The 14151-nt window shown below is 71.5% G+C and carries 12 protein-coding genes; 3 read left to right on the top strand and 9 right to left on the bottom strand.

Features of this window, described 5'->3' with window-relative positions; translation table 11 throughout:
* Positions 1-483: 483 nt before the first annotated feature.
* The gene (locus tag VFE05_21950) at positions 484-906 is read left to right on the top strand and encodes a hypothetical protein (GenBank protein HET6232754.1); all 423 of its coding nucleotides are present in this window, start codon (positions 484-486) and stop codon (positions 904-906) included.
* 6 nt (positions 907-912) lie between these two features.
* Here VFE05_21950 and VFE05_21945 read toward each other — a convergent pair whose 3' ends face one another.
* Positions 913-2238 carry a hypothetical protein gene (locus tag VFE05_21945; protein ID HET6232753.1) on the bottom strand — a complete coding sequence of 442 codons (1326 nt, stop codon included), beginning with the start codon at positions 2236-2238 and terminating at the stop codon, positions 913-915.
* Positions 2239-2647: 409 nt separating this feature from the next.
* On the opposite strand from VFE05_21945, the gene VFE05_21940 reads away from it, so the two are divergent.
* On the top strand, positions 2648-3832 hold the full coding sequence (locus VFE05_21940; protein ID HET6232752.1) for a PPC domain-containing protein: 1185 nt from the start codon (positions 2648-2650) through the stop codon (positions 3830-3832).
* Between the two features lie 235 nt (positions 3833-4067).
* On the opposite strand, the gene VFE05_21935 is transcribed toward VFE05_21940, so the two are convergent.
* Complete coding sequence (locus VFE05_21935) at positions 4068-4544, bottom strand: DUF6328 family protein (protein HET6232751.1); 477 nt, start codon at positions 4542-4544, stop codon at positions 4068-4070.
* Positions 4545-4702: 158 nt separating this feature from the next.
* Here VFE05_21935 and VFE05_21930 point away from each other — a divergent pair, with 158 nt between their 5' ends.
* On the top strand, positions 4703-4963 hold the full coding sequence (locus tag VFE05_21930) for a hypothetical protein (GenBank protein HET6232750.1): 261 nt from the start codon (positions 4703-4705) through the stop codon (positions 4961-4963).
* A gap of 94 nt (positions 4964-5057) precedes the next feature.
* On the opposite strand, the gene VFE05_21925 is transcribed toward VFE05_21930, so the two are convergent.
* The 7 genes from VFE05_21925 to VFE05_21895 form a co-directional block, all read right to left on the bottom strand.
* A complete protein-coding gene (locus VFE05_21925; GenBank protein HET6232749.1) occupies positions 5058-5861 on the bottom strand; it encodes a M64 family metallopeptidase in 804 nt (267 codons plus the stop codon).
* Complete coding sequence (locus VFE05_21920) at positions 5854-6315, bottom strand: hypothetical protein (protein ID HET6232748.1); 462 nt, start codon at positions 6313-6315, stop codon at positions 5854-5856. Before VFE05_21920 ends, VFE05_21925 begins: the two co-directional genes overlap by 8 nt.
* Before the next feature lie 104 nt (positions 6316-6419).
* Positions 6420-7202 carry a hypothetical protein gene (locus VFE05_21915; protein HET6232747.1) on the bottom strand — a complete coding sequence of 261 codons (783 nt, stop codon included), beginning with the start codon at positions 7200-7202 and terminating at the stop codon, positions 6420-6422.
* Entirely contained in the window at positions 7199-7807 is a 609-nt protein-coding gene (locus tag VFE05_21910; protein ID HET6232746.1) for a hypothetical protein, read from the bottom strand. Before VFE05_21910 ends, VFE05_21915 begins: the two co-directional genes overlap by 4 nt.
* 25 nt (positions 7808-7832) lie before the next feature.
* A complete protein-coding gene (locus VFE05_21905; GenBank protein HET6232745.1) occupies positions 7833-12875 on the bottom strand; it encodes a DUF4157 domain-containing protein in 5043 nt (1680 codons plus the stop codon).
* Positions 12876-13145: 270 nt separating this feature from the next.
* Positions 13146-13433, bottom strand: coding sequence for a hypothetical protein (locus tag VFE05_21900; GenBank protein HET6232744.1), 288 nt, complete (start codon positions 13431-13433; stop codon positions 13146-13148).
* Positions 13424-14151: ATP-binding protein (locus VFE05_21895; GenBank protein HET6232743.1), on the bottom strand; the 728-nt coding region annotated here is incomplete at its 5' end. The genes VFE05_21895 and VFE05_21900, both read right to left, overlap by 10 nt.

The following is a 14151-nucleotide window of genomic DNA, read 5'->3' as shown; positions in this document are numbered from 1 at the left end:
ATTCCTCGGCCGCATTTGCCGCGGTCGCGCCGCGGCCGGCGGAGCTCCCCTGCGCACCTGCCGCGGGGGCTGAACGCCTCGCATCGCGCGCGTCCGGACGGGCGCTGTCCCCATCCGTCCGCCGTGGCGGAGGGACGGCGGACATCTCGTTGCCGAACGCTCTACCTCCACCCTGCCCCGCCGCCGGCCGCCGTCGCGAACCGGCCCGGCGCCGCTCCCATTGCGGCACCGCCGACACGCTCTTAACGCAGGGCGGGAGACGCCGTCTGCCGGCCGTGGCGCAACGAACGCTGTGAGTGCGCCGCTCGCCACGGCCATGCGTGAGCGCGACGGCACGGAAAGGGCGTCGGGTGCCGCACTCCTTGGACCGGCGCTCCGACGCACGTATAGGACAAAATGGACAGAGCGGATAACTTGAAAGGCGGGCGTGGAGATCGGCTCCTCGCCCGCCTTTCATCTCATCTCACTTCAGGAGCAGCGACCATGCGCACCACTCGCACCCTCATCTTCGCCGCCGTGATCTGCGCCGTCTCCGCTTGTGGCACCACCGCATCGTCGCCGGTTTCGCCGGACAAAGGGCGCGCAGCCTCGGACAACGGCGGTTACATCGGCACGGGCAACCGGGACGGCGGCACCGGGATGATCGGCAGCGGCACCGACATCAACGGCGGCCTGTTGGGCACCGGCAACATCGATGGCGGCGCGCCTTCGAGCAACACGGCCCTCGCCGACTCGACGACCAACCGGAATGGCGGCTATCTCGGGACTGGCAACGATGTCAACGGCGGGCTGATGGGCACCGGCAACATTGTCGATCCGAACCACGACAGCGCCCCGGTAACCAATGCGGCTCTGATTGACACCACGACCAACCGAAACGGTGGCTACCTCGGAACCGGAAACTGAGCGAGGTTAGCGTCCCGACATGAACGCGCGGGCGGGGCTCTCCGGGGCCCCGTCCCGTCGAATCTTCATCGCACGGACCAGCTCACCCGCGAGCATCTCCGCCTCGGGCGGGGTCAAGGGTGGAACCGCCGCCTCGAGGAATTCCAGATCGGGAAATACGGCTCGCAGTTGCTGGTCGGCCATCATCTCACCACGAAGCGCCTGGAGCATACCTTCAGCCATCACCAGCACCTTGCCTTCCCGGCGATCCGCCGCGATCCGCAGCCCCCGTTCGGCGGCCATACTCGCCCGCTCCCAAGAATTGAGGCTGGCCGCGCCGTGGGAGAGCTGCACCAGTGCCGAGGCGTGGCCTTCGGCCGACGATGAAGTGCCCATGAGCAGCCAGGCATCCAGCCAGGCTTTCTCGAACACCTCCTCCCACCCGGCAGCGGCAGCCGCGCGGGCGAGGTTCGCGGATACCAGCAGACGGTTGGGCATCTCCCAGACGTACGGGAGCAGCGACTGAAAGATGTACGCGGCGAATTCGAACTGGCCGTACTGGTACATGAGAAAGAGCCCGATATCAATTGCAAGCGGCGGAATCCGCGAATGGCCCGGGCCATACGCATCCACGGCTTGACGGGCATAGCTGAACGCGTGCTTGGCGTCGCCCACCTCGAAGCACATCACCGCCAGGTCGTACAGCGCGTCGCCCTCGAACGTGCGAAGGCCGAACTTGCGCGCCGCCTTGAGAGACAGACGGTGGTAGCGCATGGCCGCCGGGATGTTGCCCTTCTGGCGCTTGAGGTTCGCGAAGCCGGCCAGGGCGAGCGCGTACACCTCCCACACCATGCGGCGGCGTGCCAGGCGCATCGCGTAGCGCAGCCAGGCCTCGGCCATCTCGTACTCGGCGCGCTTGCGGGCCAGGCGGCCCACCAGGTAGGCGTAGTGCGGCTGCTGCGGCCAGGCCTCGATGGCGGCCTGTGCCCACGCCAGCGCCGTCCCGATGGCGCCCCGCTCCTCGGCCCACTCGGCCACGGTGTAGCAGCCCAAGCCCACCGCCTCGCTGGTGTCGGCGTCGGGCGTGGCCTCGGCCACCAGGCGCTGCAGGGCCTCCACGCTCAGCAGCAGCTCCGGCACGGCGCCGGGGTCCACCCCCTCGGCCGCGGGGTGGTACACGCCGCCGCGGCTGCCGGCCGGGCGCGCGACCCACTGCGACACGCTCTCCAGAAGGTGGCGCAGCGCCGCCCCGCCGCCGCCGCCGATCTCGTCGAGAATGACCGTGTAGTCCTCCGCGCCCATGCGCGAGACGGGCACGGGGCCGGGCGGTACGGGAAGGCGGGGTGTCGACATAAAGGGCAGATTGCGGAAAGGGTCGCTGGGCTACGCATCGCATGAACCGGCTCCGAGCGCAAAGGTACACGCCCGGTGCGCCCAGCGCCAGACAACGTCGCAAAAAGGGTCTTGCGAGGGACGGAGTGGACGGCGGAGGCCTCGTACCGGCCTCTACCGGCCGCGCTTCGAGCGTTGCAACCTACGCGGCGGCGCCCGTTCCGCAAACAGTCCCGCGCCGCGGCGCCCACGCGGTGCTTGCCAAGGGGCTGGGAGGCCACGCACCTTGTCATCGCGGGCCGCCTCTCGCGCGGCCCCTAGCCACCCGCTCCATCCCAACCGCGCCAGGCAGTGCGGGGCCGCCCCCGCCTCGCCGAACGCGCGGACACACCACCGGCGGCCCCTCGCGCCGCCCCTTCCCGACCCAGCCATGAACAGCACGCATCTCAGGACCGCCGCGCTCGCGGCCTGCCTTGCCGCAGCCGCGACCGCGCCCGCCGCGCGGGCGCAGGGCCGCATCGCCGTGGGCCAGAGGCTGCAGGGCTCGCTCACCGCGTCCAGCCCCAAGCTCACCGACGGCTCGTACTACCAGAACTACACGCTCCGTGCGCAGCCGGGGCAGACGGTCACCGTGACCCTGCGCTCCACCGCGTTCGACGCGTACCTGGCCGTGGGGCAGATGCAGAACGGGCAGTGGAGCGAGCTGGACAGCGACGACGACGGCGCGGGCGGCACCGACGCGCAGGTGCAGGTGGCCGTGCCGGCGGGCGGCGAGCTGACCATCCGCGCCAACTCGTTGGAGGGCGGCGCCACGGGCGCGTACACGGTGCAGGTGGCGGCGGGCGGCGCCGCGTCCTACTCCGGCAAGCCCCGGCCCGCTCCGCAGGGTGCGCACACCGCCATGCCCACGCCGCAGCCCATCCGCATCGGTGGCAGCGCCAGCGGCTCGCTGGACGAGGGCGACGCGGTGCTGGAGAGCGACAACACGCGCTACGACCTGTACAGCTTCCGCGGCCGTGCGGGACAGCGCGTGCAGGTGACCATGCGCTCCGGCGCGTTCGACTCGTACATGGCGTTCGGGCGCATCATGAACGGCTCGCTGAGCGTGAGCGACAGCGACGACGACGGCGCGGGCGGCAACGACTCGCGCGTGATCGCCACCCTGCCCGCGGACGGCGAGTACGTGATCCGCGCCAACTCGCTCACCGCCGAGGGCCGCGGGGGCTACACCGTGACCGTGGAAGAGCTTCCGCCTGCACCGCCCGCCCCCGACCCGCGCAGCATCCGCGGGGGCGAGACGGTGGAGGGCACGCTCGACGCCAACGACCCGCAGGCCGACGACCACTCGTCGTACGACGCGTACGTGTACCATGGCCGCGCGGGCGAGCGCCTGACCGTGACCATGACGGCCGGCGGGTTCGACGCGTACCTGGCGTTCGGCACGTGGCGGAACGGTGCTTTCTCGCAGACCGACAGCGACGACGACGGCGCGGGCGGAACCAACTCCAAGCTCGAGGTCACGCTCCCGGCCGACGGCGACTACGTGATCCGCGCCAACTCGCTCTCCGCCGGCGCCACGGGGCCGTACACGCTGCGGGTGGAGTCGCGCAGGTAGGTCCGTCCGCACGCGCCTGCACGCAAACGTGCGAGCGGGGGCCGCTTCCGGGGTGGGGGAGCGGCCCTCGTGTCGTTGGGAGATGTGGGGCGGTTCGGGGGATGTGGGGCGGCGGAAAGGGTGCCCCCTCCCCCGGCCCCTCCCCCGCAAGCGGGAGAGGGGAGAACTGCTTGCGGGGGGAGGGCTTAGCGCGTCTCTGGTGATGGTGGGCGCGAGGTCGGACCGTAGGCGGGCGTCAGGATTCGAGGGCCTGGCGGAGGCGGTGGACACGGGGGAGGATGCCCCAGAGGAAGGCGAAGGCGGCCAGCACGATGGCGGCTACGGCGAGGGCGGTCCCGTCTGCGTGGAGGATGAGGCGGGCGATGAGGTACACGTCCGCGAGGATCCCGGCCGCGAGCGGGACCATCCCCGCGAGCAGGAGGCGGCTGGAGGCGCGGATGAAGCCGCTGGTCACCTCCTGCGCGCCGGCCTGGCGGTGCAGCGCGGCGGGCGTCATCACCAGCGCGATCGCGAGCGACACGAGCACGATGGCGGCCAGGTGCAGCTGCTGGAGGCCGGGCGTCAGCTTGTCGTGGAAGGTGGCGTTGAAGACGGCGATGAGCTGGAAGCCGAACAGCGCCTGGATGCCGGGAAGCACCATGCGGCACTCGTCCAGCAGGTGTGCGGCTGCGTGGTTCAGGTCCAGCCGTTCGCGAATCGCTTCTCTCTGCATGGCGTGGGTCCGGGTGGAAGGCGGTGTGGTCCGCATCTCCCGTGACAACACGCGTGCCATCGTTGCATTTCCGTTACCGAGCGGGGCCGCCGCACGGCATGGGAGATGCGCCGCCTGCGCCCGACGACGGAGACCTCGAGCCGAAGGAGGCGCGCGCGATGGCAGTGATCAAGGCGAAGCTCAAGAAGGCGCTGGGCAAGCAGATGAAGAAGCTGGTGCGCCGCTACGGTGCCGAGGTGGCACAGGCGGTGGCCACGGGCGTGGTGACCGCGGTGGCGACCCGCTGGGCCGAGCGCGCCGAAGCCAAGGCGCGCGCCAGCCTCTCCGCCGCGGAGCCGAAGCGCGCGAAGAAGGAGAAGAAGGGCAAGAAGCACAAGAAGAAGCTGAAGCTCCACGACCGCGAGCACGCAGTCGCGTAGGCGCTGCCGCCCGCGCGGAGGTTCGAAGACGGAGACGGCGGCCGGGCATGAGTGCCCGGCCGCCGTCGTGCGTCCGCATCGGGTGCCTCGGCGGTCAGGGAGCGTAGTGCATGGACAGGTGCTCCGCGATCAGGTCCTCGCACACCGCGCAGAACGGCGCGCGCAGGTCCCGCATCTTGCACGTGGCCGTGGGGCGATACCGGCCGGACGAGTGGAAGAGCGCGCCCTCGAAGAGGCCTACCACGCCGTTCGCGTCGTTGCCCAGCACCCCGCCGGGACCAGGGTTCGGGAAGATCCTCGCGCCGGGAGGCGTGAGGCGGTTCAGCCAGAGCGGCTCGGTGACGATCGGGCCCAGCGCGATGTTGCGGTTGGCGGTGCTCTTCTCGGTCTGGGGCGCGGCCGGGTCCTCGTACTCGTCCCCCAGCCCGAACTCCGAGTGGCCGATCTCGTGAATGGCGATCTGGGGCGCATTTACCTCGGACGAAAACACGGCGACCCCGCCGCCCGATCCCCCGTACTCGGGCGTATTCACCTGCACGATAGCCCGGAGCTTCAGGCCCTTCAGGGCAGCGCCCGCCTCTTTGATCGCGATTGTCTGGTCCGTCGTGATCACCCGGTCGCCCACCGAGCGAGAGCGGAAGTGGGTTTTCCTCTCGCCTCCCGGCCGGGAGCACCCCGACTGCTCCGAAGGGACATCCACGCGGAAGACGTTGATCCGGTCGGAGAAGCTGTTGAGCGCCGGCTCGGCGTGAAGCGCCGCCACGAACGCGCTCACCGTCGTCGCGTACCTCCCCAGCTCCCCAGCGGTATAGCCATCACTGAGCACCACGAGGTTGAGGGCCGTCTTCGGATTGGCCCCGCCGGAGACCAGAGTGAACGGGAATGGTGCTTTAGACATCGTCGTCCTCCTCGTTCCTGTACCTGAGCTTGAAGGCGCCGAGCACGGTGGGCCCGGCGGGGTGCGCGGCCGCCTCGTCGGGATGGGGATGCGGGCGGTGGAGCCGCACCTCGTGCTCCTCGCCGGGACCGGGCGCGGGCACGTAGATGGTGAAGGCGCCACGGCTGGATGCCTCCCAGTCGCGCTTGACCGGCTCCTCGTGGTGGAAGACCTCGGGCGCGCCGGCGGGGTGCCCGGGGAGAAGCTGATGGTACAGCCGTTTCCCCCCGCTGTCGAGAACCTCGAACCAGTGGGAGTAGCTTCCGGCCAGGTCGGCGGGGTGCGAGGCGGTGTGGATGGCCTCCACGTCCTCGTCATCGAGCAGCTGCACGTAGTGGCCGTCGTACTCGAAGCTGAGGCGGCGCAGGCGCTGCGGGCGCGGCGTGTTGCCCCGGGGTTGGGTCTGTTCCGGCATCTCGCCTCCTGGGGAAAGGTGATGGGAGACGGCGAACAGGGATCGTGGCGCGGATGGGCCACCGCCGGTGGGGACTTTCGACAGATTGGAGGGGACCGTCTCCGCTAATTCCCCCCGCCCCTGGACCTGACCGCCCGCTCCAGCTCCGCCACGAACGCCTCAAGCTCGGGCGAGGCCGGCAGCCGGTCGTCTACCGCGCCACTGCCCGGCATGGAAGTCCCCTCAGCGATTGGCGCGTCCAGGGCTGAGAGATGAGGATGCTCGTCCTGATGCACGTTCGCGACGGGTGTCGTGGGTGGCGCCGCAACGTCCGCCGGCGCGGGAGCTTCGGACGACTTGGGAGATTCGGCGGATGCGGAAGTTGGCGCACCGGCGGGATCCGCAGAGATGCCGTGCTTCTTCAGGGTCGCGGCGAGGTCGCTCATGGCGGCGCGAAGCTCGTCCTTGCCGCCCTCGCTGCGCAGCGCGCGGGAGAGCTTGTCACCCGCTCCCCGCATCATGCGTGCGAACGCATCCACGAACGCCTGCGGGTCCTCGGCGATGCGCTCGGGCGGCTCGCCGGCCAGGTCGGCGAAGAGGCGCACGCCGGGGCCGGGGCCCTCGCTTTCCTCCGGCTCGTCCAGCTTCGGGAACGGCGTCAATCCCAGCGTCGCGATCAGCGAGTCGCGCGCGCCGGTGACGAACTCGCCGAAGCCGCGGTCCAGGAAGGCCCGCGCCTCATCCTTCGGCACCTCGTACGGCGCCACCGCCGCCGGGTCCGCGGCCACGCGCCGGAACGCCCCCGCCCGCAACGCCAGCGGCCCCTCGCCAAGCGAGACGTCTTCGGGGACGAGGTAGAACCGCTTCGCCACGTCGTCGGTCCAGAGGGTCGTGGAAGCCCCGGTCACGGTTTCTTCTCCAATGCGCTCCGGTAGATGGGACCCGTCGACCGGTAATAGGGCACGAGCTCCTCGATGTCGAAGTTCCCCGCCTCCATCGTCCCGCCCAGAGAGAGAGGCTCCTTGATGACCAGGCCCTCGCCCAGGTCGAGCCGCTGCTTGGTCACCTCGTTCCAGGCGTCGTACAGGCTCGAATCGTGGAATCCCGGCAGGCGCCGCTCGGGCAGCCAGGTCCCGATCAGGCTGCTGAAGTTCAGCTCGGGGTCGCGGAAGTAGTGCACCTCCAGCGGGTTCAGCAGCCCGACAGGCGCCACCCATCCCTGCTCCGCGGCATCTTCGACCACGAGCAGCGCCCCGTACGCGTTCCGGCCCACGATCATCCTCTCGTGGCCCGGGTCGAGCAGGAACGACCACGCCTCCAGGCACGGATCGAGGGCGTCCAGGCCCTCGCCGAAGAGATAGAGGAAGCCGTCCAGGAACCAGCCGGAGCCGATCTCGGCGTGGATGCGTTCCCACATCTGCTGCCCGAACGGGTTGTGGAGGTCCATCCCGTTGGGCGCCGGCGGGCCAGGCCGTCCGACGCCGCGGATGAACGCCTCTCCAAGGTAGGACATCTCCGACGCTCCGTGTGGGATAGGATCAACCCGCCGACTGCACGGCCTGCAGGTTGAAGTTCAGCCGCCAGATCGGCCAGCCCGGCTGCGGGTAGCGGCCCGTGATGTCGGTGTAGATGTCCGGCATCTTGTGTCCCCAGTTGCTGCCGATGGACGAGTTCACGCGGGCGGCGCCGATCACCGCCTCCAGGTCGCTCATGTACTGCTCCCACGCCTCTACGTCGTCGCTGGTGGGCGGAATTCGGATGGGCGGGATCTCGCCGGGCCCGCCGGCAACCTGGTCCGGGTTGTGGAGCACCGCCAGCCGGCTGAGCGTGCGCGAGATGATCGCCCAGCGCGCGTCGAGCCGCTGCAGGCGCTCGTAGAGGGCCTCGATCCCGGCCGAGTGCAGGTCTCGCCACTCCGTCTCGTTTCCGTAGCGCCCTGCCACCACCTCCACCAGGCCGCGGTTGACGGGCCGTCCGGCGGCACGGGCCGCGTCGATCTCGGCGATCGCGGCCTGGTACTGGGTCTTCTTCGTCGTGGCGGTCGCCTCGGACGTGGAGGCGCGCTCCCGTAGCTGTGTCAGAACGGCATCGCGGGCGGAGTGGTCCAGGGCGCGCAGCATGGTGGCGTCCATCTGGTAGACGTTCACGTTCACCGCCCACCGGTCGATCGACAGCTCATTCAGCCCGCGCTGCTGGCGTGCGAGCTGGACCGCCAGCTCCTCGGCTAGCTTACCCTGGTATCTCTCGTTGCGCGACCAGGTGTACTCGAACTCCACGAGCGTGGGGGGAATCGGCTCGATGCGCCCGCCGCGCGCCAGGTTGGGGATGCGCATCTGCGTGCCGATCTCGCCGATGCGTGTGGCGAGGGCGGTGGCTTCGGCGTCCAGGCGGGTCTGGAGCGAAGCCTCGATGCGGTTGTTGAGCAGGCGGGCCGCGCCCACCATCGTGTTCACCCTCTGGACGTCGGTCGCCACGCTGGTCGCCAGCCTGTTCCCGGCCTGGTTCAGGCCGCTCGGCAGGGGCCCCGCAGCCAGATCGTTGAAGTGCAGGAACGGACCCGCTCCGCCGATCTTCAGCGCCAGCCGGTTGCCCTCGGCCACGATCTCCACCGGCTCCTGCCCGCCCGTCATCGCGGCCTGCTTCTGGATGGGCGCGAACGTCTGCCCGCCGCCACCGAAGAGGACGAAGAGCCGCTCCAGCACGGTGGCCAGTGCCCGCTCCTTGGCCTCCAGAGCGTCGTCCTTGGCCCGTGCCTCGGCGTTCTCAGCACCCGCCGCGGCCCCGCCCGGCGCCGCAGCGGGTGCGGTGGTGTTCCGGGCGATGATCGCTGCCAGCTCGTCGGCGCTGTGGTCTGCGTCGCCGGTGAGGCCGCGCGCGTCGGCGATGAGCGACGTTGCCTCCTGGCGCGGGTTCCCGCCGGTCTCGTTCGTATCGGGAAGGGTGCCGACGCGTCCCGCCCAATCGGCCAGCTTCTCCTGCACCGGGCCCGGGTTGTCGCTCGCGACCATGACCGTCGCCTGCGTGCCCGACACCTGGATCCACAGGCGGTGCGATTCGCCGCCGGCGGTGAAGCGCTCGGTCTCGCCGATCTCCCCATCGCCCTCCCCCGCTCCCGGCTGCTGCGGCCGGCTGATGCCCAGGGCCGCCAGCAGCCCGCGCGCCTTCTCCACCAGCCACGCGACCGCGGCCTCGATCTTCTCCATCACCCAGGCCTGCATGGCCACCACGGCTTCCTTGACCTTGTTGGGCAGGTCGCCGAAGCCCAGGTAGTCGGCCAGGAAGCTGATGACGGGGGCGATGAGGCCGGCCAGCGCCTTCTCGACCGCGTTCGCCATCCCGCCGATGTTGCCGGCGATGAGCGCGGCCATGCCGTTCACCACCGTCTCCACCAGCGCGAAGATGCGCGCGGCGTTCTGGAAGACCCACTTCAGCACGCGGTAGATGGCCTCCAGCGCCTGGGCGATGGCGCCCGCGGGGTTCAGCATCCCCATGATGCGCACCGCCACCTGCGTGATGACCTTCTCGGTGATGAACCGGATCCCCATGTCGATGATCTGGTCGATGATCGTCTTGGGGTCCAGCTTCTCCTTGACCATCTCGTAGATGCCCTCGGGGCCCTTCTCCACCAGCAGGGCCACGAGCTGGTACGCCTTCTCCAGCAGCGCCACGTTCCGCTCGCCGATGTGCCGGGCCAGCACCACGCGGATGCGGGCCCAGGTGATGCCCATCAGCTGCAGGATGAAGGTGACGATGCTCTTGAGCGACAGGTCGGCGGGGATGGTGACGCCCACGTCGGCCAGGCCGCCCAGCAGCCAGCTCATGAAGCCCTTGAGCAGGTGCGTGCCGAAGTTGTCGAAGAACTGCGAGAAGCCCTTGCCGATGGCCGCCAGCAGGTTGTTCGCGAAGCCCATCGGGTCGTCGGCGATGTCCGCCATGACGCTCTGGATGCGCGCCACCAGCGACCAGAACGCGCCGGGTTCGATGCCGACCAGCTTGAGCAGCCCGTTGATGATGAACTTGACGGGGTCGTCCAGGAACGCCTGCACGGCGTCGCGGATCTTGCCCAGCAGCCCGCCCGCGGCCTGGCGCAGGGTGTGGATCTGCTCGCGCACCTCCTGCACAGCGTGCGAGGCGCGGTCCACCAGGTCGTGGTTGACCTGCGTGCGCGCCGTCTCGGCGCGCTGCGACAGGCCGTCCAGCTGCTCGGCGAGGTGCGCCTGCTCGCCCTGCGCCCAGCCCTGCAGCTCGGCCGGCAGGCTGTCGAAGAGCGCCTTGATGTCGCGGCGGGCGCCGTCGATGATGGCCTGGCAGGCGGCCACCGCCGTGTTCACGTCGCGCGAGATGTCGCGGATCAGGTCGCAGACGCCGTCTCCGAACTTCTTCTCGGCCCGGTCGTACTCCTCGGTCACCCAGTCCGGCAACCCCGCCACGTAGTCCCACGCCCCCGTCAGCGCCCCGCCGATGCCGGAGTGCCGGTCCTCGATCCACGCCTTCACGCGCGCCAGGCTCTGCTTGAAGTCTTCCGAGAGCAGGTTCTTGCCGGCGTCCCACTTCGCCATCGCGGTGCGCGGCAGCGGCTCGAGCAGCGCGTTCACGCGCGTCTGCGCGTCGGTGAAGATGCCGCGGGCCTGCTCGCCCACCCGCTGCCGCATCTGCTCCTCGGTGCCCACCATCTGCTGCTGCTGCGCGCCCGTGCCCTGCACCGTCCGCCTCCGCGAGGCGGCCAGGACGGCGAGGGCGCCGTTCTGGATCTGCGCCATGTCGGCCTGGGCGTGCGCCACGGCTTCCTGCTGCTGGCGCATGACCTCGGCCGGGTCGCGGGCTGCGACTTCGGACAGCTCGCCCTGGGCGCCGCGGGCGGTGGAGATGGGGCCATCCGGGTCGCCGCGCGCCGCCTCGTCGGCCACGTCGCCGGTCATGTGCGCGTCTTCGATCTGCTGCTGGCTGCCCGCCACGTCCGCGTCCAGGCTCACGTTCCCGGCCGGGACGGGCGCGGGGGCGGCCTGGCTGGCATCGGCCGGGCGCTGGCCCACCGCCTCGTTCTGCGTGGCGATGGGGTCCGGCGTCTGCTCCGGCGCGCCCTGCGGGGGCGAGTCCATGGCGTCGTAGCCGCCGGCCACGCGGTCGGCGTCGCCCTGCACGTCGCCGCTGAGCTGGCTGCCCGCCTGCTGCGCCATCTGGTCCGGCTGCGCGTCGACCAGCGAGTCCTCGTCGGGCGGGCGCTTGTCGCGGATCGCCTGGTAGATGCGGTCGCACAGCGCCTCGATCTCCGGGCTGGGCGGCTCCCGCTCGTCCAGCGCGGCGACCACGCCCTCCTGCGAGCGCGCCTGCGTCTCGGCCGTGGGCTCGGCCACCGCGCCGCGCGCGTCCGCCGTCTGCTCGTCGGCCGGGGGGAGATCGGCGGCGGCCTCGGCGACGCTGGCGTTGCTGCTCTCCACGTGCTCCAGCCGCTGCCGCGTGTCGGCCGACATCTCCGACGGCGGCTCCGGCATCTGCATCGGCACGTCCACGCTCGCGGGGGCGGGCCCGGCGGGGGGCGGCGCGACCGTGGCTCCCTGCCCCGCCCCGCCCGCTCCGCTCGCAGCCGGGCTGCCGCCGCTGCCGGACGACGCGCCTCCGCTTCCCGAGATCGACGCGCCGGAGGCGGGCGGGCGGGGCGGCTTCTTCGGCGCGGGCGCGGCCGGCGGGGCGGACGCGGGGGCGCGGCGGACCACGCCCTCCTGCTGGAGCACGTGCGCCGTCTCGTGCGCCATCAGCCCGGCGTCCTCGTCCGATTCGCCCTTGCCCAGCCAGATGTTGCTGCCCGCCGCGAACGCCCGTGCCCCTAGCGCGGAGGCCGCGTCGTGCGCGTCCGGGCCCTTGTGGACGCGTACCGCGCCCAGGTCCACGCCCAGGTGCGACTCCAGCTTGTCGCGCGTGCGCGGGCTCATCGGCGTGCCGGGCCCGTGGCCGGGGATCGGGTCCGACGCCTTGGCCGCGGGCGCTTCGGCAGCCGTCACCGGGCTCGACCCGACAGGCGCAGCGGGGGCGGAGTGAACCGCGGGTGCGACGGGAGATGCGGGAGCGGCGACGCTTGTGGCCGGAGCCGAAGCCGGAGCTGCCCCGCCATCTACCGGCGCCCGCCGCACCGTCGCGGATGCGGAAGACGCCCCCGCCGGCGTCGCTGCGACGGACGGAGCTGCGGATGCGGAACCGAACGACGCGGGTGCGGCGGATGCGGATGCGTTCGCGGCGGATGCGTCGGGCGAAGGCGCGCGGACGACCGACTCGGCCACGGCCTCCGCCTGGTGCTCCGCCGGATCGTCCACGCCGCCCACGACGAGCTTGGTGCGGAGGATGGCGCCAGCGATCCCCGGCGCGTCCGGCGTCAGCGCCGCCAGCGGCCCATCGCCCGACGCGTCCGCGGAGCCCGCATCGGCCGAAGATGGGACAGCGGCGGCCGGGCCGCGGAGGAGGAAGACGGGCACGCCGGCCTGCGCCCCGGAATCCGTCTCCGGGGCGCGCTCCGGCGGGCGGTGCGCGGGCGCTGCCGCCCGCGTCGTCGTCTCCGCATCCTTCGTCTTGCCCGTCGCCGCTGGCATAGTCGGATTGGTGGGGGACCCTCACCCGGCTCGTTCCTCGCCTGCCCTCCTCCGCGAGGGAGGGAAGGCGGCCCTTGACGCCGCCGCACCGCTGCGCGGTCCAGCTTTCCGCCCTCGCCGCCGGCCCGCTGGCGACTCGCGTTGCGCGCCGGCGGCGGGTGCGTCCGGCAGCATCGTCGCGATCGGCAGCCGTACATCGCCCGAGCGACGTTGCTTGTCGACTGGCTTCCGCGCTGACGGAAGCGCGGACGTGCATCTACCGCCCGGTCGTCAGTCCGCCGCGTCGTCCTTACTGACGACGACGACGGTGGGCGCCGCGGCGGCGGGATGGGCTGGCGCTACTGCGGCGGCGGCAGCGGCCGGGTGAGCCACGACCACGGCGGCGCCTCCAGCGGCAGCCGCCGGATGCGCGGCGGCAGCGGCGGGCTTGTTGAGGAAGATGGGCATGCCGGCCGGCGCGTCCGGGGAGCCGGATTTCTCCTTCTCCTCCTTCTTCACGGCGGTCACGGCCTTCTTCACCTCTTCCTTCTTCTTCTGTTCGTCGGGCGTCAGGCCCATGGGCGTTCTCCCGGTGGCGGGGTGCGCAGGCCCGCGGGCATGGGCTTGCCCAGCTTGCGGTATTCGGCGGCCAGGCTGCCCTCCACGTGCGCCCAGCCGATGGGCGTGCCGTCCCTGCGCGCCACCGCGGCAGCGGCGAGCACGGCGTTGCGGATGTGGCCGCCGCCCAGGTCCGCGGTGGCAGCCAGCCGGTTCAGGTCGGCCGTCTCCAGCGCGTGGGCGGTGCCCAGGTGCGAGCGCCACAGCTCCAGCCGCTGCTGCGGGCCGGGCATGGGGAAGTCGACGATCATGTCCAGCCGCCGCGAGAAGGCGCCGTCGAACCGGCCGCGCGCGTTGCTGGTGAGCACCACGATGCCGTCGTACGCCTCGATGCGCTGGAGCAGGTAGTTGGTCTGCGCGTTGGCGAAGCGGTCGTTCGCCTCCTTCACGTCGGTCCGCTTGCCGAAGAGCGAATCGGCCTCGTCGAAGAGCAGGACGACCTCGGCCTGCTCGGCGCGGGCGAGGAGCTGCGCCAGGTTCTTCTCCGTCTCGCCGATGTACTTGCTGGTCACGGACGAGAGATCGACGCGGTAGAGCGGCAGCCCCAGCCTCGTGGCGAGCCAGCCCGCCGCCAGCGTCTTGCCGGTGCCGCTGGGGCCCACGAAGAGCGTGCGCATGCCGGGGCGATACCGCGCCGCGGCCGATGCGCCCAGCCCGTCGGCCAGGCCGTCGCGCAGGC

The organism is Longimicrobiaceae bacterium (assembly GCA_035696245.1).
In the GTDB taxonomy this organism is placed as follows: Bacteria; Gemmatimonadota; Gemmatimonadetes; order Longimicrobiales; family Longimicrobiaceae; genus DASRQW01.
The sequence above is the reverse complement of the archived record's forward strand: the minus strand, read 5'-3'. Positions and strand labels throughout refer to the sequence as shown.

What these genes read in the sequence shown, in the direction of transcription:
- VFE05_21950 (HET6232754.1), top strand. Translation starts at nt 484, where the DNA reads ATGCGCACCACTCGCACCCTCATCTTCGCCGCCGTGATCTGCGCCGTC.
- VFE05_21945 (HET6232753.1), bottom strand. Translation starts at nt 2,238, where the DNA reads ATGTCGACACCCCGCCTTCCCGTACCGCCCGGCCCCGTGCCCGTCTCG.
- VFE05_21910 (HET6232746.1), bottom strand. Translation starts at nt 7,807, where the DNA reads ATGTCCTACCTTGGAGAGGCGTTCATCCGCGGCGTCGGACGGCCTGGC.
- VFE05_21940 (HET6232752.1), top strand. Translation starts at nt 2,648, where the DNA reads ATGAACAGCACGCATCTCAGGACCGCCGCGCTCGCGGCCTGCCTTGCC.
- VFE05_21900 (HET6232744.1), bottom strand. Translation starts at nt 13,433, where the DNA reads ATGGGCCTGACGCCCGACGAACAGAAGAAGAAGGAAGAGGTGAAGAAG.
- VFE05_21920 (HET6232748.1), bottom strand. Translation starts at nt 6,315, where the DNA reads ATGCCGGAACAGACCCAACCCCGGGGCAACACGCCGCGCCCGCAGCGC.
- VFE05_21930 (HET6232750.1), top strand. Translation starts at nt 4,703, where the DNA reads ATGGCAGTGATCAAGGCGAAGCTCAAGAAGGCGCTGGGCAAGCAGATG.
- VFE05_21935 (HET6232751.1), bottom strand. Translation starts at nt 4,544, where the DNA reads ATGCAGAGAGAAGCGATTCGCGAACGGCTGGACCTGAACCACGCAGCC.
- VFE05_21925 (HET6232749.1), bottom strand. Translation starts at nt 5,861, where the DNA reads ATGTCTAAAGCACCATTCCCGTTCACTCTGGTCTCCGGCGGGGCCAAT.
- VFE05_21905 (HET6232745.1), bottom strand. Translation starts at nt 12,875, where the DNA reads ATGCCAGCGGCGACGGGCAAGACGAAGGATGCGGAGACGACGACGCGG.